This is a genomic window from Chryseobacterium sp. SNU WT5, assembly GCF_007362475.1.
Lineage (GTDB): Bacteria > Bacteroidota > Bacteroidia > Flavobacteriales > Weeksellaceae > Kaistella.
The window spans coordinates 108,250-133,096 of the sequence record NZ_CP041687.1 but is presented as its reverse complement, the minus strand read 5'-3'; the positions used below and the strand labels follow the sequence as shown (position 1 = coordinate 133,096).

The window sequence follows — 24,847 nt, the reverse complement described above, 5'->3', positions numbered from 1 at the left end:
AGTTAAGACAGTTTTATTTTTTAATGAATACCGTGCATCATTTTAACAAGTTTCTTGTTGAATAATAATAGTAATACCGCAGCAAATACAGGGATTGCACCAATAAAGATAAAGAATGTCGACATTCCGTACGTTTCAGATATTTTATCAATCATTGCTCCAGTTTGACCAGCAATAAAGTTGGCAATCGCAGAAGCAGTAAACCATAAACCGAAGAGTAACCCGATGAATTTTTTCGGTGAAAGTTTACTTACATATGATAAACCAACTGGAGATAAACAAAGTTCACCCGCAGTATGGAAAAAGTAAGCTAAAATTAACCAAATCATACTCACAGAAGCCGTTTTTGCTCCTAAGGGAATACTCATACTTCCATAAGCTAAGAATACAAATCCAAATCCTACTAAAATTAAACCTAAGGCTAATTTCACTGGACCAGAGGGATTCCACTTCTTTTCCCAGAATTTACTGAATGAAGTAGCCATTGTAATAATAAAGAACGAATTTAAAATTTGAAACCATGAAGCTGCAACTTCGGCATTATCTTGATTAAACTCTCTATTAATCTTCCAAATTCCTAATCCCCAGATAATCACAAAAGAAAGACCGGTGAAAACAATTGTTAATGGGTATTTTTTCGCAATCTGCTTAGAAAGAAGATATAGAACATACGTAACAATCGCTATTGGGAATATGGTTAGAAAAGTATCCACCCATTTAAATATAAGTCCTGCGTTACCATCAAGAGATCTTTGAGTATAATCTTTTGCAAAGATAGACATTGATCCACCTGCCTGTTCGAAGGCAAAGAAGAAAAATAAACTCGCCACCATAAATATACCGATCACGATCAGTCGATCACGAATAACTGCTGGTCTGCTTGATACTTCTTCTGCATCTGACAATTGATTTTCTTCTTCGAAAATAGCAGCAACTTCTTCATTTTTAGCTGGACTTGTACCAATAATTCCAAATATTTTTTGAGCAAAATAAAACTGTAATAAACCAAAAAACATGAACACTCCTGCGAGTCCGAAACCAAAATGCCAACCGATTTTTTCACCGATATATCCACAAAGCATCATCCCTAAAAAAGCTCCTGCATTAATTCCCATGTAAAAAATGGTATAACCTGAGTCCTTCTTTGCACTGCTGTCAGGATAAAGTTGACCAACCATTGATGAGATATTTGGTTTAAACATTCCGTTTCCGAGAATCATCAAGGCTAAACCTATATAGAAAAATGTGGCAGACAATCCTTCCATTGCCATCGCGGCATGCCCGAGGGTCATGACCAAAGCTCCGATGAGAATGGCTTTACGGTAACCTGTAAACTTATCCGCTATAATCCCACCCAATAATGGAGTAAGATATACTAATCCTGTGTACCATCCGTAAAGTTGAAGGGCATCTTCATTCGTCCATTCCCAACCACCTTCAGTTAATTTTGATACTAAAAATATAGTCAATAAGGCACGCATTCCATAGTAACTGAACCGTTCCCACATTTCTGTAAAAAATAATACAAAAAGCGAGGCTGGATGTCCCATCACCATTTTATTGTCAATTCCTTCCTTTGCGAGATGTTTTACTAAAATTTCATCTTGATTTACTTCCATTTTATATAGGTTTTTTTCTTATTTATTCTTTATTAAGAGATTATTTGGTTGTTTTTAATAACAATATTCAATTAATGAACTGGACAAATATAGTTTTTTTTGAATATGTCACAATTTCGTATAAAAAATATAGTTATAGAATGAAGTTTATAGTGATCCACTCCATAATTAGCGCAGAAAATAATGCCGCTACAGTTCCAATAATGTATCCCAAAATTGCTAATAAGGCGCCAACCGGTGCCAAACTAGGATTAAATGCACCCGCAACAACAGGAGCAGAAGCCGCTCCGCCAATATTGGCTTTACTTCCAACCGCTATAAAGAAGAATGGTGCTTTAATTAATCTTGCAACACCAAAAAGGATGATAACATGAACAATCATCCAAACTATTCCTAAAATGATAAGGAATGGATTTTCGAAAATTTGCAAAATGTCCATGCGCATTCCAATTACAGCGACTAGAATATAAATGAAAACACTACCTATTTTACTCGCTCCAGCTCCTTCTAAACTTCTTAATTTTGTTGTAGAAGCAATCACTCCAATTACTGTAGAAAATAAGATGAGCCAGAGAAAACTGGAAGTAAAGGAATTAAAAAATGATTGTGGATCGCTGAAAGCAGGTATTTTTGATAAGGTATTGGCAACAAGTTCCGCGAAATAGTAAGAAATGGCCAGTCCACCGAAGGTGATCCCAAACATCAGCATGTAATCTTTTAAAGTGGGCTGCTTTTGTACACTTAAAGAATAGTTTTCAACTCGATCAATTAAATTTTGAATGGAAGAATTATCTGCCTTTAACCAAAGGTTGATTTTATCATTTTTACTGATGAGAAAGAGTAGGATAGCCATCCATATATTAGCAACTACAATATCCACTAAGATCATTCCGCCATACAAGGTTTTGTCGAAACCAAAAATTTCTAACATTGCAGTCTGGTTTGCCCCTCCACCAATCCAGCTTCCTGCAATGGTTGACAAGCCACGCCAAGCTTCCTGATTACCCATTCCTGATACAGTTTCAGGATGAATCTGACTAAAAATTAATAAAGCGATAGGACCACCAATTACAACTCCAAAAGTACCTGCTAAGAACATTACGATTGGTTTCCAACCTAAATTGACAAGGCCTTGCAAATCGATGCCGATACAAAGTAAAAGTAGGGAAGATGGTAACAGATAACGGGTTGCAACGTAGTATAATTCTTCATATTCCTTAGTCTCACTCGAAATAATATTCGTGGTATTTAAGACCGCAGGAATCATATAACAAAGAAGCAAAGCCGGAAAGATCGTGTAGAATTTCTTCCAACTATTCAATGAAGACGTATAAAAAATGGCTGCTAAAGACAGCGCCAAAATTCCTAAAACAATAACATTATTGGTGAAAAAAGGCGATATTAGGGCTTCTTGCATTTGAATATTTATAAATATAAAAACAAATATAAACTTTTTGTCTTAATCCGCTCGGATAAAAAATAATTTGAAACTGGATTTTATCTTTTTGAAAATGGTCCGCGATGAAATTAGGGGTTGCGGTAATGTTTGTTTTTATATTCCGCAGTTCTTTTGATTTTCTATTAATTAAGATTTTTAGGTGGTCATTCACTATTTCCTAAAACACCAGGGTCAATAGATAATTATTCTAACCACTTCCTAAAATCGGGAGTAGCAGTGGCGCTAGTAATTAAATTTATTTTTAAATTTTTTATTTTAATGGAAAGACGATCACCAAAGTATGGTTCTATTTTCTCGATAAAGTTAATATTTACAAGCTCCCCGCGGTTAATTTGAAAAAAGGTTTTTGGATTTAGTTCTTCGGCCAATTCTGAAAGCTTGTATCGAAATTCATGCTGTTTCCCCAGATCATCAACGGCAGTTAATTTTCCAGAATTAGAAAGAATTGCCGCTGTTTTCTCGATATTAAGAATCTGAATTTCCGTTGCGGTTTTAATGATGATTCTTTCTTTATATTGTTTTGTTTTTTGATGAAGCAAATTAGAAATTTCCTGCCAATCAGTTTTTTTTCCAGCCGGTCCTAAATTCTCAAATTTGTTCATTGCTTTTGAAAAACGATCGAAACTGATAGGTTTTAAAAGGTAGGCGATTCCGTTCACATCAAAAGCATCCTGATAGAAGTTATTATATGCGGTCGTAAAAATAATAGGAGAGGTGATCAGGTTATCTTTAAGCATCGAAAATACGTTGCCATCCAAAAGCTCAATGTCACTGAACACCAAATCCACTTGTCCATTTTGTAGAAGCCACTTACGCGTTTTTTCTTTGCTTTTTAAATGGGCTACAATGTCAATATCTGTATCGTATTGTTTTAGATGTTCAGTAATGATTTCTGCGTTCAGATCTTCATCTTCAATAATTAAAACTTTCATAAAAGTAGAGGTATTTCAACGGTATAATGACTATTTGTCTGAACAAAATTTATATTTTTTGCAAAATTGAGCTGATAACTTTTTTGAAGAAACTGATTCCCGAGTCCCGAGCCCGAAGTGAAATCTACAGGTTTGAAATCATTAATAATACTGATCATATTCTCGCTTCTTTTTACAGAAATTTGTAAGGGATTTTCTTCAGAACCTCGGTTATGTTTAATCGCATTCTCTACACACAACTGCAAAGCACAAGGCAATATATAACCACTTTCGTCTACTATATCGATATGAAAAGAATATCCAGTTTTAAATCGCTTTTTCATTAAAGAGATATATTTTCTCAGAAAATGAAGTTCTTCAACAAGACTTACTAATTGCTTTTCATTATGTTCAAGGTAATATCGATATACGTCTGAAAAGTCATCAACAAAAGACTCAACTTCAAGAGGCCTTTTTTTCACTAAGCCAGAAAGCACACTCAGATTATTGAAAAGAAAATGCGGTTCCAAATTCTTTTGTAAGATTTTATATTGTAGGATGTCCTTTTCTTTTTCTGTATTTTTAAGGTTAGCAGCTGTTTCTGAGCTTTCTTTAAAATAAAAGAATGATAAAGACAGACCACTTACGTATAAGTGATAGATCACAGTGGTAAAGACAAAATTACCTACAAGCATATTAAATGTAGTACCTATCCCGTAAAATATGTACCGCTCTGCAATGTAGAAAAGACTGCCAAGCACTGCGTAAATTAAGACGGATGTAACGAATGCTGCAAGAATTTTAGAAATTTGTCCTACATGAATTTTCAACGTTACTTTCCAAGCTAAAATGGTGCTCAGGAGAGAGATGATGCAGGCAAAGATTCCAAAAATATGAGTTGGTATTTTGAAAAAATCAATGTCACCAAATCTTCTTGTAATATGTAAAACGTACGTTTGAATCGTATTTATTAATACGATGAAAACCAGAACGAAGAAAATATTCAGGAACAATTTTTTTGTACTCATAATTAGTAGATCAAAAATGGGTATATTTCCCGAAAGAAAATACCCAAACTAATACTTTATTTGTTCCCTGTCAATAGAAAATCTTTAATTTCACCTTTTTCATCGAAAGTCTGAATTTTTGGTTGTCCTTTATCATCTACATAAATCATCAATTTTGGTTGTCCATTTTGATCGGCTATAAATAATCCTTGAGAATTACCTTTGGTTTTGCCTAAAAACAGCAGATTACTACTTCCGTGATTTTTTGAAATTTCACGAAGCTTTTCATTTCTCAATTTTTCATCAGTAATTTTTTCTGCGTCTTTATAAGCTTTATTTCGTGCATCAATTCCTTCCAAACTTTTATAATCATTGACGAAAAAACCTCGCTGTGACATGATTTTGTCGCCTTTGATTGATTCATCATTCAATATCTGAAGTACCTGATCATCTCGGTATCGATCCATAGTGATTGACATTCCGCTATTTACACTTCCATCAGAATTTTTCTTTGCTGCATAAATTAATCCCCCGCACTCATCACCTAAATCGTTGAAAAAAATCATCCCCGCCTGTCTTTCCCGTTTTTCCCAATCTTTACCATCCATTCTTCCAGAATGTTGAAGTTCCTTGTTTGCTATTACCATTCTGATCGTACCATCTTTTTCGATGATGTTAATTCTTTTCACATTGATTTCATCGAAATTTTCAATCTTTTTCTCTAATCTGAATGAATTTAGAAGCGTAAAAAGAGTGAATGCGGTGAACAAAAGGATTATTCCAAAAGGCATTTTAACAGTTGTTTTCATAATATAATTTATTTGTTTATTAATGATGATACAAATGTAGCTTAGTTCATTTCTGTTTTAATTAAATATCAATCAATCAAGGAAAAATCGAGATGAAAAGGGGAAATTGTAAAATAAAAATAACCACCCAGAATTTTGGGTGGCTATGTATTTCATTATTTCAATACTCTTAATTTTATTTCTACAGATTGTTCAGAATAAAATCGGTCATTTTCTGGTAAAGTTGAGGTCTTGTTTGCCCTCCGTAAATACCGTGATTTTTATCTGGATACGCCATGAATTCAAACTGTTTTTTGTTTTGAATTAATGCTTCTGAAAATTCCATCGAATTCTGGAAATGTACGTTGTCATCTGCCGTTCCGTGAATTAAGAGAAATTTACCTTTTAACAATTGTGCGTAACTCGTTGGCGAATTATCATCATATCCTGCTGGGTTTTCTTGAGGTGTTCTCATGAATCGCTCAGTATATACCGAATCGTAATATCTCCAATTGGTTACTGGTGCGACTGCTATTCCAGTTTTGAAAACATCCGCTCCTTTTGTCAGCGCCAAACTTGCCATATAACCGCCAAAACTCCATCCGAAAATTCCGATTCTGTCTTTGTTAATATAAGACTGTTTACCAAACCATTTTGCTGCTGCAATTTGGTCTTCTATTTCATACTTGCCTAAATTTAGATAAGTTACTTTTTTATAGTCTGTTCCTTTGTAACCTGTTCCGCGACCATCAACACAAGCTACGATATATCCCTGTTGTACTATATGATTGAACCATAAACCGTTTCCTTGATCCCAAGAATTAGCCACTTGCTGCGATCCAGGACCAGAATACTGAAACATAAATAATGGATATTTTTTATTTGGATCGAAATCTTTGGGTTTCATTACCCAAGCATTCATTTGATCGCCAACCTCATTTGGAATAGTGATAAATTCTTTCTTCACCATATTATCCGCTTCCAGTTTTTTTAATTGTTCTTCATTATTTTGAAGTTCTTTGAGCGTTTTACCGTTTCCATCTTTCAAAACGAAGGTATAAGGTTTTGCCGCTGAAGAAGAAGTTTCAATGAAATAGTTATAATTATTACTAAAATTAGCACTGTTCGTTCCGGTTGTATTTGAGATCACAGTTACTTTACCATTTTCAATATTCACCTTAGAAACTACTCTATTAATGCTTCCTTGTTGAGTAGTTTGTACCAGAACTTCTTTTGTTTTAGGATTATAACCATAGTAATTGGTTACTTCCCAGTTTCCTTTGGTGATTTGTTTTTTTAATTTTCCATTTTGGTCGTACCAATACAAATGTCTGTTTCCATCTCGTTCTGCTCCCCATATAAAAGAGTTGTCCGCTAAAAATTCTAAAGTAACATTATCGGTATCAATCCATCTTTTATCCGATTCCGTAAATAATTTCGTAATCGATCCATTTTTGGTATTTACTTTTAAAATATCAGAAGCGTTCTGTAATCGTTCAGAAGTGATCAAAATAATTTCGTCTGCTTTTGCAGTTTTATAAACATCAGGAATGTAGTAGTTTTTAAAATTACTTAGATTTAGAGCAATTGTTTTAGCGTTATCTAAACGGTAAAGTTGAGCTGAAACAACTGAGTTTTTTTCACCTGCTTTTGGATATTTAAAGCGCATTTCGGAAGGGTAGAGTTGTTTGCCATAAATTGGAATCATCATCTCTGGTACTTCAGATTCATTAGACTTAACAAAAACAATAGCATCGGAATTTTGCGTCCACTCATATAGTTTTGCGTGGCCGAATTCTTCTTCATACACCCAGTCTGCAAGCCCATTTAAGATTGAGTTTTTCTTACCATCAAAGGTGATTTGCGTAATTTTTCCAGACTTTAAATCCTGATAAAACAAATTGTTATCTGCGATAAATGCAATTTTATTTCCGTCGGGTGAGAAGGTTGGTTCTTGAACAAAATTTGCATTATTTAGATTGATAACTTTTCCTGAAGCCATCTCTTTTACATCAAATTTACCTAGAAAAGAATGACGGTAGATTGGTTCACTTTCCTTGAGCAAAAGAATCTTAGACTCGTCCTGATTGAAATTATAAGACTGATATCTTCCGTCTACGAGATTGCCTTCTTTTTGAGTAGTTTTATAAGAGTATTTTGCAATTCCGCCTGCTTCGATCACTGCATAATTCTCTCCATTTTTAAGGGAAGAAATTCCGGAAATTCCTTTACCACGATAGTATCCCGAATAGATTTTGTCTAAAGTGATTTCCTGCGAGAATAATGCTACAGAAGTTAAAATAGAAATCGATACGAATAGTTTTTTCATAATATAATTTGATAAGAATTCAAAGATAGGTATTTTCTTAAAATACCGTTAAACTTTATTAATACTTAATTCTGTGGCAATGTTATTGATATTCTATAATACAAATAACTAAAATTTAATAAATTATGGAAACCTTTGATAAAGAAAAATTGACAAAATACCAGATGAATGACCAAGATATAATGACAGGCTTCCCAACCTTTGAAGATGCTCAAAATTATGCTGCACAAAATTTAGGGACATTGGTTGAAGTCGCATTTAAGGATGGAAACGATAATCCCGTACTTACAAATGAAGCTGGTCTGGTCAACAGGAAACTTCATTTTTTCGTGGAAGCTGGACCGGAATATAAATTTATTCATTCTGCAGATCCGGAGTTTCGCGAATATGCTGATCATTTGCAAGAAACTAAATCCGATTTAGATGGTGAAAGCCCAGAAGAGAAATATTTTTCAAACGGAGAGGTTGAAATCGCAGAAGATCCTATTATTGTCCTTAAAAATAATGAATTTGAATCGGTGACTTCGAGAGAACGTTCGAAATACCTGAAACAAGCAAATGTATATGAAATTGGAGTTTCAAGATCAAAAGAATCTTAGAACAAAGTGCCGTTAAAAGAGGAACTTAACTAGTGAAAGATGCTAGTCGGAGATCCGTAAAAATAAAAATAACCCACTGTTTACATGGGTTATTTTTATTGGTTAAATGTCTTCATTGTGACTAAAGCCGATCGGATTATTTGGTAAGTCAACAACTTTATAATGCAGCAATTCCTTTTTAAGTGCTTCTATTCTTTGTGGGAAATCATCGTAATTATTCACGGAGACATCAAATATAAAATCCTGAATTTGATTAAGATAATTGTCTGTCAGTTTTGAGGAAGCGTCCTTTAAAGCGCCATCTAACATCTTTTGAGTGATTTTAATATCAGAAGAATGATTTTGCAAGTAGATATTTCTGATCCTCTTTTTCAAGCTTTGTGTAAAATCAATTAGCATGGTATTAGAAAAAACCTGCATTTTCTTTGATATAGCATTCCAGAAGGGAATCTGATGGGCTTCATTTTCCTCCAATATTCTTAGAAGAAGTGCATCTTCTGAAAGATTATCTTTCATATGATAGAGTAGCATTTCGGATCGTTCTTTTAAATTAGGTGGAAATACTGGAATTAAAACATCAAATCGTCCAGGCGCAAGTATTTCTTTATCAATTGGCTGTACTGAATTAGCAGAACCTACCATTAGAATTTTATCCTCTTCAAAATGACTTATATTGTGCAGAATTATTTCTTTTGTTTCTTCATCACAGCCATTAAAAGAATGGTCATCCGAATTTGTGCCCATCAGTTCTTCAAAATCTTCCAAAAATAAAAGAACTTTTTCATCCTTCATCAATTTTATGAGATAATCATTGAAGGTTGTTTTTTCATTATTGATAAAAGTAGTTCCTAGAAAATGCCGCTTAATTTCCTTAAAATCATAATTGATAATTTCAGCAATTTTATTTGCCCAAAAAATCTTCCCACTTCCTGGCGGACCATAGAGAATAATTCCAGATGGCCTATGAATTCCCCAATCTTTTACAGATACATGATTTAGAAATGGCTCCAGCGCATTTGAAATGAAGAAAAATAAATCTCGATATCCGATAAAATCTCGGTCTTGTAGAGGAGTACTTTTACCGAAATAGTTATATATAAATTGATAATTTCCTCCTAATTGATTATCAATCCCAAAACTTGAGACGGAGGATTTATATTTCCCGTTATCAAATAATTTTGGTTTTTCCTTTTTTATAATTTCTGCAATTTTATCGGTTGGCTGATCGATACTTTCGGCAATATCCTCTATCGTTTTATTCTGATTTAAATCGAGTGCATATTTTCGAAGGAAGATGATATTCTCTCTGGCAAATTTTACAAAATCATCTTTAACTTCAAAATTGGTAGTGATACATTCTGAAAGTTCCAAATCGAAATCCTGAATAAATTTGATAAAACTCTCTGTGGAAATTTGTAGTTCTTTTGCGAGGTCAGCCAATTTCATATTATACCTTCTTTTTATGTGTAAAATCAAATGTACAAATTAATTTTTTACAGAATTAAAACATTATATATTTTATAGACCTTATTTAAGGTTCAAAAGTCTCGAATTTACCATTATCATAAAACAATACAATTCTTTTAACCTTAACTTCTTCTTTATCAGTTGATTCTGTAACATGGTTAGAATCATTTGATTCTAATCGCTGAGAATGAGTTATTTTATTTTCGGTTGGTGTTGGGGCGGAAATTTTCGATTCTCCGGTAGGTTGTGAAATGATCGTATCTTCTGATTCAGTAATTCCAAAGTTCTCATCGTTAATTAAAGAGAACAAATCAGGCAAAGAAGTAGGCTTTGGCTTTTCAAGCATTTCAGGTTCTGGGTCGGCTGGTTTTAGCATTTCACCATCACCTTGAATTAGCCATTCCCATTGTAACTCTGGAAATCGATTTTTAATTTTTATGAGAAAATCCAGCGAAGGTTTATTTCGCCCAGAAGTAATATGGGATATGCTCGAACGTTGCACTTCAATTTCATCTGCGAATTCTGACAGCGATAGTTCAGAATAGGAGATCACTTTAGATATTCTTTCATTTAAATCCATATTACAAATGTAAATAATATTTTACAAATATAAATTACATTTGTCAATCAACTAAACTGTAGAGATGTTACAAAAGTAAATATAGACTATATCGTTTTGTTATACAAGCAGTTACTTTTTTACAATTGTAACTATTTTCGAAAGTGATCATTATTTTTATCATCATATTTCAAAGTACGCTCCTTTTTACGTTCTGGCAGAATAAGGGAAAGGAAGATACTACCACCTAATATTCCCACAATAACAAATAATGAATCTGTTGTTGAAAAGCCAAGATCATCTAAGTATTCATGAAATAACATTTTCAAACCGATAAAAGTTAATAGGATTGCTAGACCTACTTTTAAGAACCTGAACTTATCAATGATCCCTGCCAATAAGAAGAACATGGAACGAAGTCCTATAATGGCGAAAATATTAGAGAAAAACACAACGTATGGATCTTTAGTTACTGAGAAAATAGCAGGAATACTATCAACCGCAAATATCAAATCAGTAAGTTCGATGATTATTAGAACCAGAAATAGAGGAGTCATTTTCTTAATACCATTGATGGTCACAAAGAATTTACTTCCCACAAAATGATTATGAACCTTAAAGTACTTGTTAGCAAATTTAACGACGGGATGATTTTGGGTATCGATCTTATCATCGTGATCCTTTTCAAAAAACATCTTGACTCCAGTAAATACCAGGAATGCACCAAATACATACATTATCCATTCAAATTTCTGAATAAGTGCCGCTCCTACGAATATAAAGATGAAACGCATTACAATAGCTCCCAAAATTCCCCAGAATAATACACGGTGATAATTACGGGGTGCAACTCCAAAAGCAGTAAAAATGAGCACCATGACAAAGATATTATCTACTGAAAGAGCATATTCTACTACGTAACCTGTTAAATATTCTAACCCTAAATTTTGATTATACAGATGAATACTACTCGCTAAATCATTGGGGATAATCTTTACAGGATGGTGATGTCGTAAAATGACTTCCTGCAATTTTTCGATGCTGTCGATCCCATGGAGTAGGTGACCATACATTGTGAGTACAAAGTAAAAACACATCGACAGTATTACCACAAAAAAGCTCATTAATCCAGCTTGTTTCATGGAAACCGTATCCGATTTCTTATTGAGTAAGCCCAGATCTATTAAGAGTAAAATAAGGATAAAAGCGGTGAAGCCAAGTAAAAAGATGCTTTCGTTTGTCATATAATCTGTAAAGTGCAAATATAATGATTAAATATAATCTTTTATTTTACAAATGTAAAATTACTAATTATAAGCAATTTACTAATTCATTCGTGTTTACCAAAGTTACCATCAAATAAGGTTTTAAACAAGTTTATGTACTTAAATCATAAGTAAAAATAAACTTTAAGTAAATAATATAACATATTGGTTATTAGGTATATTATTTTTATTTTTGAAAATAATGTAATCCACATTTTAATCAACAGACAAAGTGACATTGTGAGTTGTTTAATAGATTTACAAATGTTAATCACTTTTTTAAAAAAGAAAATTATAAATTTGAATAATGTAAACTATTGTTAGATGAGTGAAGAAGTAAATTATATCAGAAATCCTGATTTCTCTAATCGCTATATTTCCCCAGAAAAATTATTTAAATACCTACAGACGAATTATGCGGATTCTGTAATGAAAGTTGGAACTTCTTATCTGGGAAAACCAATTTATAAAATGACCTTAGGAAATGGGAAGATTAAAATTCTAGCCTGGTCACAAATGCATGGTAACGAATCAAATTCCACCCACGCGATGCTTGATTTACTGGCTATCTTTAAAAATCAGCCACATTTAGAACAAGTGCTTTTTTCAAAAATTAGTATGGATTTTATATTTATGCTTAATCCTGATGGGGCTGAGAAATGGACCCGGAGAAATGCGATCGATATTGATCTTAATCGAGATTTTATTAAAAATTCCAGTAAAGAGTTGGCAATCTTTAAAAACGTATTAAAGGGAGCTTCTTATGATTATGCATTAAATCTTCATGAACAAAGGACCATTTTTACGACGGACGGAGTTCATCCTGCTACATTATCATTTCTTGCACCAGCGGAAAATATGGAGCGAAGTATTACCGAAACGAGAAAGAAAACCAAAGCAGTAATTGCCGGTATTTACCGTAAATTAAGTAGGGTTTTGCCGAACCAGATTGGACGATATTCCGATGAATTTTATCCGAATTCAGTAGGTGATAACTTAACGATAGCGGGACTTCCTACGATTTTATTTGAAGGAGGCCATTTCCCAAATGATTATAAGAGAAAGGAAACTCGTAAATATTACACCTTGGCTCTGTATGAGTCATTGAAAATAATGAGTGAATTGGCAGGATCAACAAATGGTTGGGAACTGTATGCTGAAATACCGGAAAATAAAGAAACACACTTCGATCTTATTTATAGAAATATAAAATTGAACACTGATTTTGAGTGTATTTTGGATATTGCAGTTCAATACAGGGAAGAGTTAAAACCTGGTGACGAAGACATTACATTCACCCCAATTATTGTAGAAGTTGGTGATGTGGGCAATAAGAAAGGTTGGAAAGAAATAGACTGTACAGGAAAAAAATTCTTTTGCAATAGAAAATTTCCCAAATTAGACGCTGAAGTTGATTTTATGATAGAATAAAAAAATTGTTTCAACGTTTTAAATAACTCTCTGCGTATTCGATATTCTTGAAGGAGCCCGACGTTAAGACCTAAAAAAAGCCGTTCCAATTACGATTGTGACGGCTTTATGTATTTGATTGAATCTTTTAATTGACCACTTTTATTCCGTTGGCGATAAATCTTGTTTCATCTTGAGTCTTGTTGATCGCATCTATTTCTGCTTGTGACTTTTTTGCGTCTTCAGCATAATGTTTCTGTTCGTCCACCGAAATCGTTTTAGTTTCTGCATTTCCTTCAAGAATAACTGTTTTTCCTACCAGCGCTGTAGGAACGAAAAATGCATAATCTTTCATTTTCACAAAAAACTTTTCATTATTATCTGTTTCCAGGGTCATCCAACAACCTTTCTTTTCACATACTTCAGTTACTTTTCCTTTCACAACTACATTTTCTGCCTTTCCGGATTTCTTTAATTTTTGATCCAGTTTTTTAGTTGAAATTGCACTTTTTTCGACTTTAGACGAGATAGGTGAACCATAAAAATCCCCAACTAAGGCATTTCCGGCTGGTGGGCCCACTTTCTTCGATTCTGTGGCTTGCGCGAAGATCACTGTCGAAAGTATAATGGTTATTAAAATTGCTAATTTTTTCATTGCGTAAATTTTTACAAAAATATAAAATTATTTGATTCTCTGATTACTTTACTCTCAGTGAAACAGAAACTATGCTGTTTTGTTAAGAATAATTTTGAAAATTCATTGAAGAAAATTTATATATTTACCTCTTTCAAAATTGAATAGAAATTTATTCGTAAATCTCTTAGTTCAAATTATAATTTTAGAAAAGATAAAATATAGAATAATACTTATTAGATTTCTTATGAATAAAAAACTCAAACTTTGGGATGCAACCATGCTTGTTATGGGCTCTATGATTGGTAGCGGAATTTTTATAGTGAGTTCCGATATGATGCGGAACTTAGGTTCTGGCTACTGGCTTATTGCAGTATGGGTGATTACTGCCATCATGACGATCGCAGCAGCTATATCATATGGGGAACTCTCCTCTATGTTTCCGAAAGCTGGTGGTCAGTACACTTATATTACAGAAATATTCGGAAAAATGTCCGGGTTTCTTTATGGTTGGGGTTTATTTACTGTAATTCAAACGGGGACAATCGCCGCGGTGGCAATGGCTTTTGGAAAGTTTACCGCCTATTTAGTTCCCGCTTTAAACGATTCGGCGCCCATTTTTCAGAACGGAGGATTTAAAATTACCTGGATTCAGATTTTAGCGATTGGTATTATATTATTACTTACTTATATCAACTCGCGCGGATTAAAGAATGGAAAAATTCTACAGGATGTTTTCACTTCATCTAAAGTTATCGCTTTATTGGCAATAATTGTGTTTGGAGTTATTATCGTTAAAAATTCAAATTGGGCAGAAAATATGAGTTTTGGTTGGAATGCTTATCAAGATTTTGGGAATGATGTTGGCAATACTTTGGAACCAACGGGCTGGAAATCCATCGGAAGTATTACGCTTTTAGGAGGTATTGCTGCTGCTATGGTTGGCTCTGTATTTAGTTCGGTTGCTTGGGAGAACGTAACATTTATGTCAGGTGAAATCGAAAATCCTAAGAAGAATGTGGTAAAAGCGATGGTTCTGGGAACCATCGTAGTGATGACTTTATATCTCTTGGTGAACTTCGTTTATCTACATGCTTTGGATCGTAACGGAATTGCTTTTGCAGATAATAATCGTCCAGCGGTCGCTGCTTCGGAGGTTATTTTCGGAAGTACAGGAACCATCATCATGGCAATCTTAGTAATGATTTCCACTTTTGGATGTATTAATGGATTAGTGTTAGCTGGGGCCAGAGTTTTTCAAACGATGGCAAAAGACGGACTCTTTTTTAAATCGGCCGCTGAAAATAACGTTAATAATGTCCCCGGAAAATCGCTTTGGATGCAAGGAGGTTGGGCTTGCATACTTGCTTTGTCAGGTCAGTATGGAGATTTACTGGATATGATTTCATTCATTATTGTTCTATTCTACATGGTAACCGTCTTTGGAGTGATCTATATGAGAATCAAAAAGCCTGCGTTAGAACGACCTTACAAAACCTGGTTGTATCCAATTACACCCATCATTTATTTATTAATCGGCACCGCATTCTGTGTGCTCTTAATCATCTTTAAACCTCAATATACTTGGCCTGGTTTTATCCTGATTCTACTTGGAGTACCCGTTTATTGGTTTATTAACAGAAAGAAAATGAGCTGAGAAAAATTTAAAAAATAATTCTTTTTAGAAGCTACAAGTGAGTGTGGAAATTCGAGGATGTACCCGTTTTCCGCACTCGCTTTTTTTCTTCGCCTTCCGAAATAACCCTTGGAAAAGAAAAAAGAGCTCAAACAATTGCTTCAACCGGGGCTGGAAGTTCTTAGGTCTTTCTTATAAAAGCTTTATATTTTCTCTATAATTTTGACAAAAAATAAGTAACTTCACAAAAAGAAAACATGTCAGAACTAGTTGCTATTTTCCAATCTTCTTACTTATATGAAATCGAGGTAGCCAAAACGAAACTCGCTTCTCGCGAAATCCCCAGCTACGTAAAAAATGAATATGTAAACAATATTGCGGTATTTCCTATGTCACAAAACTATTATTTATTGGTAAGCGAGCGAGATTTCGACGCTGCGGAGAAAATACTTCAAGAGAACGATGATATTTCTGAAGATGAATTTTTATCTGATGGTAATGAGTCTTGATTAAGTTTCTATTAAGCGAAGTTATTTTTTGAAGTAAATCAGCGAGACATTGTAGGAAAATATTTGCCCTAATTAAATCATTTTCTTTTGAAAGTTGTTGAAATATAAAACGATTTTATCTTTTACCCTCCATTGAATCAATGTTTTTATGGTATTCATTTGCAATCTGGAAATACATTCCTTTTTTGCAGTGAAATCTTTACTGATGTACCATTGGTTTAGTCGGCAGAATTACAAAAACTGTAAGAGAAAGCGCGGTACTGTCTATAAATTATCAACTCTTCACGATCTAACAAACCGTCTAATTTTAGCTAATTTAGACTCTTTTTCATTTGGAACAGCCTCCTAAAATTACCTATCTTTACGCAAAATTTTACAGAAGATGACAGACTGGAAAACCGTCAAAGAATACGAAGATATTACGTACCAGAAAAAGGGTGGCGTCGCAAGAATTGCTTTTAACAGGCCGGAAGTGCGTAATGCCTTTCGTCCGAAAACAACCTCAGAATTATATGATGCATTTTACCACGTTTCTGAAGATTCGTCGGTTGGCGTAGTTTTGTTGACTGGCGAAGGTCCGAGCCCGAAAGATGGCGGTCACGCTTTTTGCAGTGGTGGGGATCAGAAAGCACGTGGCGAGCAAGGTTATGTAGGAGAAGACGGCAGACATCGATTAAATATTTTAGAAGTTCAAAGATTAATTCGCTTCATGCCTAAAGTGGTAATTGCAGTTGTTAACGGCTGGGCTGTTGGTGGTGGACATTCTTTGCATGTGGTTTGTGATTTGACTTTAGCAAGTAAAGAGCACGCAATTTTTAAACAAACAGATGCTGACGTTACCAGTTTCGATGGTGGCTACGGTTCGGCTTATTTAGCAAAAATGGTTGGTCAAAAGAAAGCGAGAGAAATTTTCTTTTTAGGACGTAATTATTCTGCGCAAGAAGCTGCAGATATGGGAATGGTGAATGCCGTAATTCCTCATGCTGAACTGGAAAATACTGCTTATGAGTGGGCTGAAGAGATTTTAGGAAAATCGCCAATGTCGATTAGAATGCTGAAATTTGCAATGAATTTAACCGACGATGGGATGGTTGGTCAGCAAGTTTTTGCGGGAGAAGCAACTCGTTTGGCTTATATGACTGAAGAAGCAAAAGAAGGTAGAAATGCTTTCCTCGAAAAAAGAAAACCAGACTTCGGCGATAATAATTGGATTTCTTAAATGAGAAATTAGAGGTCAGAAATTAGATTTTAGAATTTTTATTTAATCTAATGTCTAATATCTAGTATCTAACATCTAAAAAAAAAATGACAGATTGGATAAAAGCAGCGCGACTGCGGACATTACCACTTTCGATGAGTGGAATAATTTTAGGTTCTTTTATCGCACGATGGAGAATTATTGAAAACAACGGAACTTGGGATTGGAAGATTTTTGCGATGGCTTTGGTCGTTACATTACTATATCAAATTCTGTCGAATTTCGCTAACGATTATGGAGACGGAATCAGAGGAACAGATCATCTTCGAGTTTCAGAAGCAGAACAAAGAGCCGTGGCTTCAGGAAAAATTACCGCAACTCAAATGCGAAATGCCGTAATTCTATTTTCTATTTTATCATTAATAGCGACGATTGCACTTCTTTATTTGGCTTTTTTTAGAGAAAACTTGATGAACGAATTTTATACATTTGTTGGATTAGGGGTTGCCTGTATTTTGGCAGCGATTGGCTATACGATTGGTAAAAAACCTTATGGCTATTTAGGTCTGGGTGATATTATGGTTTTTATCTTTTTCGGATTGGTTTCGGTTTGTGGAAGTTATTTTCTGTTTACCAAACATTTCGACTGGGATATGCTCGTTCCCGCAACAGCAGTTGGTTTACTAAGTGCAGCAGTTCTTAACTTGAATAATATGCGAGATATAGAAAGCGATGCAGCGAGTGGCAAGAAAACATTAGCCTTGCGTTTAGGTTTTAAAAAAGCAATGGTTTACGAAATTATTTTGTTGCAATTACCTTTAATTTTAATGTTGGTATTTATGATGATGAACGGTTTGCATACACAAGGAAAATATTACGCCTTTATCTTTTTCATTCTAATGCTTCCGATGACAGGTTTACGCCGAAAAATTATGCAGGTCAAAGAACCGCGAGAATTGGATCCCTTCTTAAAACAGGTTGGAATAATGACTTTGACCATGGCTGTTTTAGTCGCGGCAGGACTGAATTATTTTTAATACAATTTTTATGAATCTAAAAGATTTGAAAATGAAAATACAATTTCTCGGACAAAATTGTTTTTTGTTCACCTACAAAGGAAAAACTATATTATCTGATCCTTTTTATAATTATCAGAAAGATAAATCTGGGTTTGATATCACTGCACAAAAAATCGATTATGTGTTGATAACCCATGCGCACGGCGATCATATTGCTGATGTGAAAGAAGTTTTCGAACATCATCCAGACGTAATTGTGATTGGACAACCAGAGATTTGTGCCTATTTTGGACATTCCAATTCTATTGATATTAATTTCGGTGGTTCGGCGAAAATTGATGATTTGAAAATCTCAATGGTTCCGGCAAGTCATACAAGTTCTTTCCCAGATGGAACGTATGGTGGCGAACCTGCGGGATATATCTTCAGATTTTCTGGTAAAAACATTTATATGGCAGGCGATACCGGTGTAATGGCAGATATGGAAATGTTCCCAAAACTATTTGGAAACATTGATTTAGCAATACTTCCAGTGGGTTCACATTATACGATGTGCGCCCGTAAGGCAAGTTTCGCTGCTGCAGAATTATTGAAAACGAAGAAAGTAATCGGATGCCACTTTGATACTTTTCCACCGATTACTATTAATCACGATGAAGCACATCAACTGTTTTCAGAAAGAAATATTGAATTCACTCTACCGACGTTAGGGGAGAAATTCGAATTTTAGACTGGAAAACACTTTAAGAACGAACTAAAAAATAGAAAGATGGAATTGTGGGAGGTAAATCGAATCGCCTTTAAATATTTAAATGATATGAAAATACGAGACTACAAGGCACAAAAAATGGCAAGCTACCTAAATCACACCGCTACAACCGATTACCTTTGCTGCGTTCCCACCCTGGAGGAGTCTCAGGAGCTGGTTGTTTAGGACTTGCCGTTGCAAAGATACGCCTTTAATTTAAATTTCAAAATTCTAAACTTTAAAAAAATAAAAATTATTACTTTCAATATGATAAAAAATGTCTATACCATTGGTTTCTGGTTGTTTATAGCAACAATGATGGTGTTCTTCGGAATGTATTTTTTCGGGATGAATACCGATTATTTTAACAATTCATTGCTTTTGAACGCTTTTTTAATGCCTATCATTTATGTAGCGGGCGCATACATCTCTATAAATTCAGTAAAAAAGACAGGGGCGAGAATGGGATTTCGTGATGTTTTTGGGCGAGCTTTTAAACCAATGTTTGTTGGAGGATTTCTTTCAATGATAACGATGTTCTTATTTCTGAACTTTGCAGATCCTGGAGCAAAAGATCTGCTTAATTTCCAATACCTTGAAAGACAGAAATCGGAATTGGATGCAGAGTATAACAAAGCAAAGGAAGTGTTAAAAAATCCAGAAGAAATCGCAGAGTTAGAAACCAATTACCAGCAGAGAAAACAGAGCTTTTCTCCGGAAATGATAAAAGATAAAGATATGTTCAGCTTCCGTCAATTCACCTATTACTTTGCGGCCGTTCTTGTTTTTTATGTAATTTTATCAACCTTTTTCGCAAGTTTCTTTAGAAGTAGATTAGAAATTTAATTTTAATAATTCAATCAAAAATCAGTTTCCAAGAATAAACTGCTAATTTTGTCTTAATAACCTCCTATAATAAATGAATTTATCCATTATAATTCCTCTCCTGAACGAAGAAGAATCCCTCGAAGAACTTTTTTTAAGAATCGATAAAGTTTGCAATTCTCACAGCCTTTCGTATGAAATATGGTTTGTAGATGATGGAAGCACTGATCTTTCATGGAGTATTATCGAAAATTTAAAAATTCAACATCCTCAAATTCACGGGATCAAGTTTTCTCGAAATTACGGAAAATCACAAGCATTACACGCTGCTTTTGAAAGAGCTAATGGCGATGTGGTTATTACCATGGATGCTGATCTACAAGATTTTCCTGAGGAAATTCCTGAGTTATATACCATGATCAAAACAGAAGGTTATGATATTGTGTCAGGTTGGAAAAAGAAGCGATATGATAATGTAATGACTAAAAACGTTCCGTCGAAACTTTTTAATGCTGCTGCCAGAAAAGTTTCAGGTGTTGAATTACATGATTTCAATTGTGGTTTAAAAGCCTACAAAAAGCAGGTTGTGAAATCAATTGATGTCTACGGAGATATGCACCGGTATATTCCTGTTTTAGCTGCTAATGCAGGTTTCAGGAAGATTACTGAAAAGCCGGTTCAGCATCAGGCTAGACCTTACGGAACTTCTAAATTTGGAACAGAGCGGTTTGTACGTGGTTTTTTGGATTTAATTACTCTTTGGTTTGTAAGCCGTTTTGGTGGGCGGCCAATGCATTTCTTTGGAGCTGTCGGAACTGTTATGTTTATCGTCGGATTTTTATCAGCGCTCTGGTTAGGGATTTCTAAATTAATTGATGTTTCACAAGGAATTTATGGTCATCTGTTAACTAATAATGCATGGTTTTTTATCTCTTTAACAATGATGATTATGGGAAGTCTATTATTTATTGCTGGATTTTTAGGAGAAATGATTATAAGAACTAACAGACAGCATGAAAATTACCATATTGAAGAGGTAATTTAGTGCAAGTAATTTTTAACAAAATTTTTTACCGGGAATAATAATGATTAATTAAATTGTAATAATGAAAAATCTAATTTATATCGTTCTTGTCTTCTTTTTGTTTTCTTGCGGAAAGATGAGTCCAAAAGGTGACATTGTAAGCAAAGATTTGAAAGTGGAAGACTTTGTCAACCTTAATTTGAGTGGAAAATTTCGAGCTTTTTATGTTAGAAGTGACAGCAGTTTTGTTAATGTAGAAACTTATAAAAATGTAGGTGATAATCTAAAAATAAAGGTAAAAGATAAAACGCTGAATATCAGTGAAGGCCGTGAAACAGAAGGAGTTGATTTCTATAATATTACCATTTATTCTAAAAATAATTTGGAAAAAATCGCAATATCAGAATCTGTGGAATTAAATATTTCCAGCGAAATTAAGACCGATAATTTTAAACTTAATTTAAAAAATAGTGCTAAATTTATTGGTTCGGTTAATTCCAGAAGGGCAGAAATTGAAATGACGCAGAAGAGTAGAGCAAACTTTTTAGGAAAAACCAAAGACGCAGTTTTGAAAATTTCTGATACCGCAAGTATAATCTCACCGTACTGGATGATTGATCATTTAAAAATTGATTCCCAAAATGGAAATTATGCAGAACTTAATGTAAAAGATTCTTTAAAAGGAACTGTTAGAAACACGGCAAAACTTACCTATTACAATGACCCAATAAGTGCTCTAAAAATCGATAAAACTGCAACTGTGCAGCATAAAGAACTTATTAACTGATTAGAAAAATACAAGACTCGGATGAAGATTCTTGAACTAGATCACTAAAAATAAATAATATGACCACTATAGAAAAAGCCCAATTGTGGCTAACAGATACTTTTGATCAAGAGACCAAAAAAACAATTCAAAATTGGATTGATACCAATTCAAGCGAATTAGAAGACTCCTTTTACAAAGAATTGGAGTTTGGAACAGGTGGAATGCGTGGAATCATGGGGGTGGGAACAAATCGTTTGAACAAGTATACCCTTGGTCAAGCAACGCAAGGTTTAGCAAATTATCTTCACCAGCAGTTTCCGAATCAGGATATTAAAGTTGCAATTGCTTACGACGTGCGCCATAACTCAAAAGAATTTGGTAAAATGTGCGCAGATGTTTTGACCGCAAACGGTATCAAAGTTTTATTATTTAAAGAACATCGCCCAACTCCTGAATTATCATTTACCGTTAGAGATAAAAAATGTAAAGCTGGAATTGTATTAACTGCATCTCATAATCCGCCTGAGTATAATGGATACAAGGTATATTGGGATGATGGAGCGCAGATTGTGCCACCAGATGACGAAGCGATTATCAAGGAAGTGTACTCAGTGAAATTTGATAAGATTAAATTTGAAGGAAATGACGACTTAATCGAGTGGATTGGCGAGGAACAGGATGATGTATACATCGATGCTTGTATGCAAAACTCACTTTATCAAAATGTAGGCAGAGATAATCTGAATATCGTCTTTACGTCGATTCACGGAACAACTTACCCTATTATTCCAAAAGCTTTAGCAAAAGCTGGATTCAAGAAGGTAGATTTGGTGCGAGAGCAAATGATCCCAAGTGGTAACTTCCCGACAGTGGACTCACCAAACCCCGAAGAACCTGCGGCACTGGAAATGGCGATGGATTTAGCCAGAATTACCAATGGAGATATTGTTCTTGGGACAGATCCTGATGGTGATAGGTTGGGAATCGCCGTTCGAAACTTAGACGGAGAAATGCAATTACTGAACGGTAACCAAACCAATACGATTTTAACTTATTACATTTTAGACCAATGGAAAAAAGCAGGGAAAATCACCGGAAAAGAATTCATTGGGTCAACTATTGTGACTTCTGATATTTTCTATGATATAGCTAAAAAATTCGGTGTCGAATGTAAAGTCGGATTAACCGGATTTAAATGGATTGGGAAAATGATTCGCGATTTTGAAGGCGAAGAGAAGTTTATTTGCGGAGGTGAAGAAAGTTTTGGTTTTATGACTGGAGATTTCGTTCGCGATAAAGATTCTTGTGGTTCCATCTTACTAGCTTGCGAGATTGCAGCGTGGTGTAAAGCAAACGATAGTTCCATATTCCAGTACATGATTGAGATTTATAAAGATCTCGGTTTGTATTATGAAGGATTAGTAAATGTAGTAAGAAAGGGTAGAACAGGTGCCGAAGAGATTATTCAGATGATGAAAGATTTCCGGGAGAATCCACCTAAAGAAATCGCAGGTTCAAAAGTTGCGGTTGTAAAAGATTTTCAAGAACAAACTTCTTTAAATTTGATAGATCATAAAAAAGCGATAATGGATGAAATTCCTAAATCGAACGTTTTAATTTACTATACAGAAGACGGAACCAAAGTATGCGTTCGCCCTTCTGGAACAGAACCTAAAATTAAATTTTACGTTTCTGTAAAAGATCAAATTGATAATAAAGAGGAGTTTAAAGAAAAACTGACTATTTTAAATCAGAAGATTAATCAGGTAAAAGATGATTTAAAACTATAAAGTTCCAACAATTTTGATAACTTTAAGGCAGAGATATTTTTATTTCTGTCTTTTATTTGGTACGGAAAACGATATTAAATGTAAATCATTCATTTTGATTAAAAATTTTTATTTTTTAAAAAAAACGGAATTTGTCTTATGTTAAAATAGAATTATCATTATATATTCTTTACCAAATATTAAAATTAACAAGTACAAATGAAAAAAAATCTATTATTTCTAATTCTATCTACGGCCAGCATTTTTGCAAATGCTCAAGTGGGTATGATTACCTCCAAGTTTACGCAAAACCTGACAAAAAATGAATTAAATTTTTCAGGTGACCGAAAACTTTATGCTGTCGGTATCAACGACAAAAATACCGAGAATTACTTTGTGGTTTCTAAGAATCGTGGTGGTGCAGACAATGACGAATTATACTTAGAAAAATTCACCAGGAATGATAATGTCTTCACGAAGTCATTTCAATATAAATTGACTCATCCGATTAATAAATCGTTAGCTTTCGTCGATAATCGAGCCAGTTACTCAGATATTGATAAAGATGGAAATTATGAAAGTATTTCGATTATTGATGAGCATAAAAACGGACCGGAAAGTGAAGTAATTAGAGTGGTCGGTATGATTATGTATAACAATACGGCTTACGAAGTTTGGATTTCAAAAGAAGATGAATTTTCTAAAAATCATTACAGTGAGAATTTTTCGCAATTACCAAACTCTATTAAAGAGCATTTTCTAAAATTTTGGGATGGTTTAAATAAAATATAATTTTGAAATATTCATTTTTCCTTGTAATCCTGTTAATTCCTCTTAATTTATTTTCACAATACTTATTCGAAAATGAAGAAGTTCTTTACTCTTTCAAAACGACGAACAACAAGAGAGTTGTTGTAATAAAAGAGAAGAATAATGAGTACATCCAGTATCGGTTTGGAACACCGGATAGGATTGAAATGGAATTTCCCGCGGAGCGTAATAAAGAAAGCTGGGCGTTATTTCAATATATTTTTTACGTTCGAGGTGGTGGGAAAGCAAATTCAGGACAAGAGATTGCTAATCTTTGTTTTACAAACAAAGGTTATAAGTATTTAATTTACGATACGTACTTCGCGGAAAGTGAAAAATTGGCTACCGGTATTTTAGTCACCAATCTTCAAAACAATAAGACCACAAGAATAAAGGGCATTAGAAAAAATAGGAAAGAAAGCTTATTCTTTTTAGACTCAGAAACTCCCTTGAAATTTGATGAGCAAGCAGGTTTTGACTTTTAGTAATTAAA

Annotated in this window: 23 protein-coding genes and 1 other RNA gene; 13 read left to right on the top strand and 11 right to left on the bottom strand. The window is 34.1% G+C overall.

From position 1 onward, the window contains the following. Nucleotides 1–20 precede the first annotated feature (20 nt). The 6 genes from FNJ88_RS00615 to FNJ88_RS00590 all read right to left on the bottom strand — a co-directional run bounded on the left by FNJ88_RS00615 (nucleotide 21) and on the right by FNJ88_RS00590 (nucleotide 8,113). Complete coding sequence (locus tag FNJ88_RS00615) at nucleotides 21–1,619, bottom strand: peptide MFS transporter (protein WP_143851236.1); 1,599 nt, start codon at nucleotides 1,617–1,619, stop codon at nucleotides 21–23. Between the two features lie 133 nt (nucleotides 1,620–1,752). Continuing rightward, nucleotides 1,753–3,036, bottom strand: a complete 1,284-nt coding sequence (locus FNJ88_RS00610) for a DUF819 domain-containing protein (RefSeq protein WP_143851235.1) — start codon at nucleotides 3,034–3,036, stop codon at nucleotides 1,753–1,755. Nucleotides 3,037–3,260: 224 nt separating this feature from the next. Further along, on the bottom strand, nucleotides 3,261–4,010 hold the full coding sequence (locus tag FNJ88_RS00605; protein WP_143851234.1) for a LytR/AlgR family response regulator transcription factor: 750 nt from the start codon (nucleotides 4,008–4,010) through the stop codon (nucleotides 3,261–3,263). Next, a complete protein-coding gene (locus FNJ88_RS00600) occupies nucleotides 4,007–5,017 on the bottom strand; it encodes a sensor histidine kinase (RefSeq protein ID WP_143851233.1) in 1,011 nt (336 codons plus the stop codon). Before FNJ88_RS00600 ends, FNJ88_RS00605 begins: the two co-directional genes overlap by 4 nt. A 56-nt stretch (nucleotides 5,018–5,073) precedes the next feature. After that, entirely contained in the window at nucleotides 5,074–5,805 is a 732-nt protein-coding gene (locus FNJ88_RS00595; protein WP_143851232.1) for a hypothetical protein, read from the bottom strand. 181 nt (nucleotides 5,806–5,986) lie between these two features. Next, nucleotides 5,987–8,113 carry a S9 family peptidase gene (locus FNJ88_RS00590; protein WP_143851231.1) on the bottom strand — a complete coding sequence of 709 codons (2,127 nt, stop codon included), beginning with the start codon at nucleotides 8,111–8,113 and terminating at the stop codon, nucleotides 5,987–5,989. 125 nt (nucleotides 8,114–8,238) lie between these two features. Between FNJ88_RS00590 and FNJ88_RS00585 the strand changes: the two genes are divergently transcribed. Then, nucleotides 8,239–8,712, top strand: a complete 474-nt coding sequence (locus FNJ88_RS00585; protein ID WP_143851230.1) for a hypothetical protein — start codon at nucleotides 8,239–8,241, stop codon at nucleotides 8,710–8,712. A 102-nt stretch (nucleotides 8,713–8,814) separates the two neighbouring features. Here FNJ88_RS00585 and FNJ88_RS00580 read toward each other — a convergent pair whose 3' ends face one another. The 3 genes from FNJ88_RS00580 to FNJ88_RS00570 all read right to left on the bottom strand — a co-directional run bounded on the left by FNJ88_RS00580 (nucleotide 8,815) and on the right by FNJ88_RS00570 (nucleotide 11,982). Continuing rightward, complete coding sequence (locus FNJ88_RS00580) at nucleotides 8,815–10,158, bottom strand: AAA family ATPase (protein ID WP_143851229.1); 1,344 nt, start codon at nucleotides 10,156–10,158, stop codon at nucleotides 8,815–8,817. Nucleotides 10,159–10,243: 85 nt separating this feature from the next. Next, nucleotides 10,244–10,759, bottom strand: coding sequence for a helix-turn-helix domain-containing protein (locus FNJ88_RS00575; protein ID WP_143851228.1), 516 nt, complete (start codon nucleotides 10,757–10,759; stop codon nucleotides 10,244–10,246). Nucleotides 10,760–10,890: 131 nt separating this feature from the next. Continuing rightward, on the bottom strand, nucleotides 10,891–11,982 hold the full coding sequence (locus FNJ88_RS00570; RefSeq protein WP_143851227.1) for a TerC/Alx family metal homeostasis membrane protein: 1,092 nt from the start codon (nucleotides 11,980–11,982) through the stop codon (nucleotides 10,891–10,893). Between the two features lie 345 nt (nucleotides 11,983–12,327). Here FNJ88_RS00570 and FNJ88_RS00565 point away from each other — a divergent pair, with 345 nt between their 5' ends. Then, nucleotides 12,328–13,434, top strand: coding sequence for a M14 family zinc carboxypeptidase (locus FNJ88_RS00565; RefSeq protein ID WP_143851226.1), 1,107 nt, complete (start codon nucleotides 12,328–12,330; stop codon nucleotides 13,432–13,434). Between the two features lie 127 nt (nucleotides 13,435–13,561). On the opposite strand, the gene FNJ88_RS00560 is transcribed toward FNJ88_RS00565, so the two are convergent. Then, the gene (locus tag FNJ88_RS00560; RefSeq protein WP_143851225.1) at nucleotides 13,562–14,068 is read right to left on the bottom strand and encodes a DUF4920 domain-containing protein; all 507 of its coding nucleotides are present in this window, start codon (nucleotides 14,066–14,068) and stop codon (nucleotides 13,562–13,564) included. 226 nt (nucleotides 14,069–14,294) lie between these two features. On the opposite strand from FNJ88_RS00560, the gene FNJ88_RS00555 reads away from it, so the two are divergent. From FNJ88_RS00555 to FNJ88_RS00535, 5 genes are all read left to right on the top strand, one after another. Beyond that, nucleotides 14,295–15,704, top strand: a complete 1,410-nt coding sequence (locus FNJ88_RS00555) for an APC family permease (RefSeq protein ID WP_143851224.1) — start codon at nucleotides 14,295–14,297, stop codon at nucleotides 15,702–15,704. A 236-nt stretch (nucleotides 15,705–15,940) separates the two neighbouring features. Beyond that, nucleotides 15,941–16,192, top strand: coding sequence for a putative signal transducing protein (locus FNJ88_RS00550; protein ID WP_143851223.1), 252 nt, complete (start codon nucleotides 15,941–15,943; stop codon nucleotides 16,190–16,192). 382 nt (nucleotides 16,193–16,574) lie between these two features. After that, nucleotides 16,575–17,411 carry a 1,4-dihydroxy-2-naphthoyl-CoA synthase gene (locus FNJ88_RS00545; protein WP_143851222.1) on the top strand — a complete coding sequence of 279 codons (837 nt, stop codon included), beginning with the start codon at nucleotides 16,575–16,577 and terminating at the stop codon, nucleotides 17,409–17,411. 86 nt (nucleotides 17,412–17,497) lie between these two features. Then, entirely contained in the window at nucleotides 17,498–18,427 is a 930-nt protein-coding gene (gene menA, locus FNJ88_RS00540) for a 1,4-dihydroxy-2-naphthoate octaprenyltransferase (RefSeq protein ID WP_143851221.1), read from the top strand. 31 nt (nucleotides 18,428–18,458) lie between these two features. After that, the gene (locus tag FNJ88_RS00535) at nucleotides 18,459–19,139 is read left to right on the top strand and encodes a metal-dependent hydrolase (protein WP_143851220.1); all 681 of its coding nucleotides are present in this window, start codon (nucleotides 18,459–18,461) and stop codon (nucleotides 19,137–19,139) included. A gap of 115 nt (nucleotides 19,140–19,254) precedes the next feature. On the opposite strand, the gene ffs is transcribed toward FNJ88_RS00535, so the two are convergent. After that, nucleotides 19,255–19,352: signal recognition particle sRNA small type (gene ffs, locus FNJ88_RS00530), an RNA gene on the bottom strand. 72 nt (nucleotides 19,353–19,424) lie between these two features. On the opposite strand from ffs, the gene FNJ88_RS00525 reads away from it, so the two are divergent. The 6 genes from FNJ88_RS00525 (at nucleotide 19,425) to FNJ88_RS00500 (ending at nucleotide 24,839) form a co-directional block, all read left to right on the top strand. After that, nucleotides 19,425–20,003, top strand: a complete 579-nt coding sequence (locus tag FNJ88_RS00525; RefSeq protein ID WP_143851219.1) for a DUF4199 family protein — start codon at nucleotides 19,425–19,427, stop codon at nucleotides 20,001–20,003. A gap of 73 nt (nucleotides 20,004–20,076) precedes the next feature. Beyond that, nucleotides 20,077–21,027, top strand: coding sequence for a glycosyltransferase family 2 protein (locus FNJ88_RS00520; RefSeq protein ID WP_143851218.1), 951 nt, complete (start codon nucleotides 20,077–20,079; stop codon nucleotides 21,025–21,027). Between the two features lie 61 nt (nucleotides 21,028–21,088). Beyond that, nucleotides 21,089–21,793 (top strand): GIN domain-containing protein, encoded by a 705-nt coding sequence (locus FNJ88_RS00515; protein WP_143851217.1) that lies wholly within the window; start codon nucleotides 21,089–21,091, stop codon nucleotides 21,791–21,793. Between the two features lie 59 nt (nucleotides 21,794–21,852). Beyond that, nucleotides 21,853–23,565, top strand: a complete 1,713-nt coding sequence (locus FNJ88_RS00510; protein ID WP_143851216.1) for a phospho-sugar mutase — start codon at nucleotides 21,853–21,855, stop codon at nucleotides 23,563–23,565. 198 nt (nucleotides 23,566–23,763) lie between these two features. Next, nucleotides 23,764–24,336: a hypothetical protein gene (locus FNJ88_RS00505; protein ID WP_143851215.1), complete on the top strand. Its 573-nt coding sequence runs from the start codon at nucleotides 23,764–23,766 to the stop codon at nucleotides 24,334–24,336. Nucleotides 24,337–24,338: 2 nt separating this feature from the next. Then, nucleotides 24,339–24,839: a hypothetical protein gene (locus FNJ88_RS00500; RefSeq protein ID WP_143851214.1), complete on the top strand. Its 501-nt coding sequence runs from the start codon at nucleotides 24,339–24,341 to the stop codon at nucleotides 24,837–24,839. Nucleotides 24,840–24,847: the final 8 nt, after the last annotated feature.

Coding starts and splice junctions, on each gene's coding strand:
- FNJ88_RS00615 (WP_143851236.1), bottom strand. CDS start 1,619: ATGGAAGTAAATCAAGATGAAATTTTAGTAAAACATCTCGCAAAGGAA.
- FNJ88_RS00610 (WP_143851235.1), bottom strand. CDS start 3,036: ATGCAAGAAGCCCTAATATCGCCTTTTTTCACCAATAATGTTATTGTT.
- FNJ88_RS00605 (WP_143851234.1), bottom strand. CDS start 4,010: ATGAAAGTTTTAATTATTGAAGATGAAGATCTGAACGCAGAAATCATT.
- FNJ88_RS00600 (WP_143851233.1), bottom strand. CDS start 5,017: ATGAGTACAAAAAAATTGTTCCTGAATATTTTCTTCGTTCTGGTTTTC.
- FNJ88_RS00595 (WP_143851232.1), bottom strand. CDS start 5,805: ATGAAAACAACTGTTAAAATGCCTTTTGGAATAATCCTTTTGTTCACC.
- FNJ88_RS00590 (WP_143851231.1), bottom strand. CDS start 8,113: ATGAAAAAACTATTCGTATCGATTTCTATTTTAACTTCTGTAGCATTA.
- FNJ88_RS00585 (WP_143851230.1), top strand. CDS start 8,239: ATGGAAACCTTTGATAAAGAAAAATTGACAAAATACCAGATGAATGAC.
- FNJ88_RS00580 (WP_143851229.1), bottom strand. CDS start 10,158: ATGAAATTGGCTGACCTCGCAAAAGAACTACAAATTTCCACAGAGAGT.
- FNJ88_RS00575 (WP_143851228.1), bottom strand. CDS start 10,759: ATGGATTTAAATGAAAGAATATCTAAAGTGATCTCCTATTCTGAACTA.
- FNJ88_RS00570 (WP_143851227.1), bottom strand. CDS start 11,982: ATGACAAACGAAAGCATCTTTTTACTTGGCTTCACCGCTTTTATCCTT.
- FNJ88_RS00565 (WP_143851226.1), top strand. CDS start 12,328: ATGAGTGAAGAAGTAAATTATATCAGAAATCCTGATTTCTCTAATCGC.
- FNJ88_RS00560 (WP_143851225.1), bottom strand. CDS start 14,068: ATGAAAAAATTAGCAATTTTAATAACCATTATACTTTCGACAGTGATC.
- FNJ88_RS00555 (WP_143851224.1), top strand. CDS start 14,295: ATGAATAAAAAACTCAAACTTTGGGATGCAACCATGCTTGTTATGGGC.
- FNJ88_RS00550 (WP_143851223.1), top strand. CDS start 15,941: ATGTCAGAACTAGTTGCTATTTTCCAATCTTCTTACTTATATGAAATC.
- FNJ88_RS00545 (WP_143851222.1), top strand. CDS start 16,575: ATGACAGACTGGAAAACCGTCAAAGAATACGAAGATATTACGTACCAG.
- menA (WP_143851221.1), top strand. CDS start 17,498: ATGACAGATTGGATAAAAGCAGCGCGACTGCGGACATTACCACTTTCG.
- FNJ88_RS00535 (WP_143851220.1), top strand. CDS start 18,459: ATGAAAATACAATTTCTCGGACAAAATTGTTTTTTGTTCACCTACAAA.
- FNJ88_RS00525 (WP_143851219.1), top strand. CDS start 19,425: ATGATAAAAAATGTCTATACCATTGGTTTCTGGTTGTTTATAGCAACA.
- FNJ88_RS00520 (WP_143851218.1), top strand. CDS start 20,077: ATGAATTTATCCATTATAATTCCTCTCCTGAACGAAGAAGAATCCCTC.
- FNJ88_RS00515 (WP_143851217.1), top strand. CDS start 21,089: ATGAAAAATCTAATTTATATCGTTCTTGTCTTCTTTTTGTTTTCTTGC.
- FNJ88_RS00510 (WP_143851216.1), top strand. CDS start 21,853: ATGACCACTATAGAAAAAGCCCAATTGTGGCTAACAGATACTTTTGAT.
- FNJ88_RS00505 (WP_143851215.1), top strand. CDS start 23,764: ATGAAAAAAAATCTATTATTTCTAATTCTATCTACGGCCAGCATTTTT.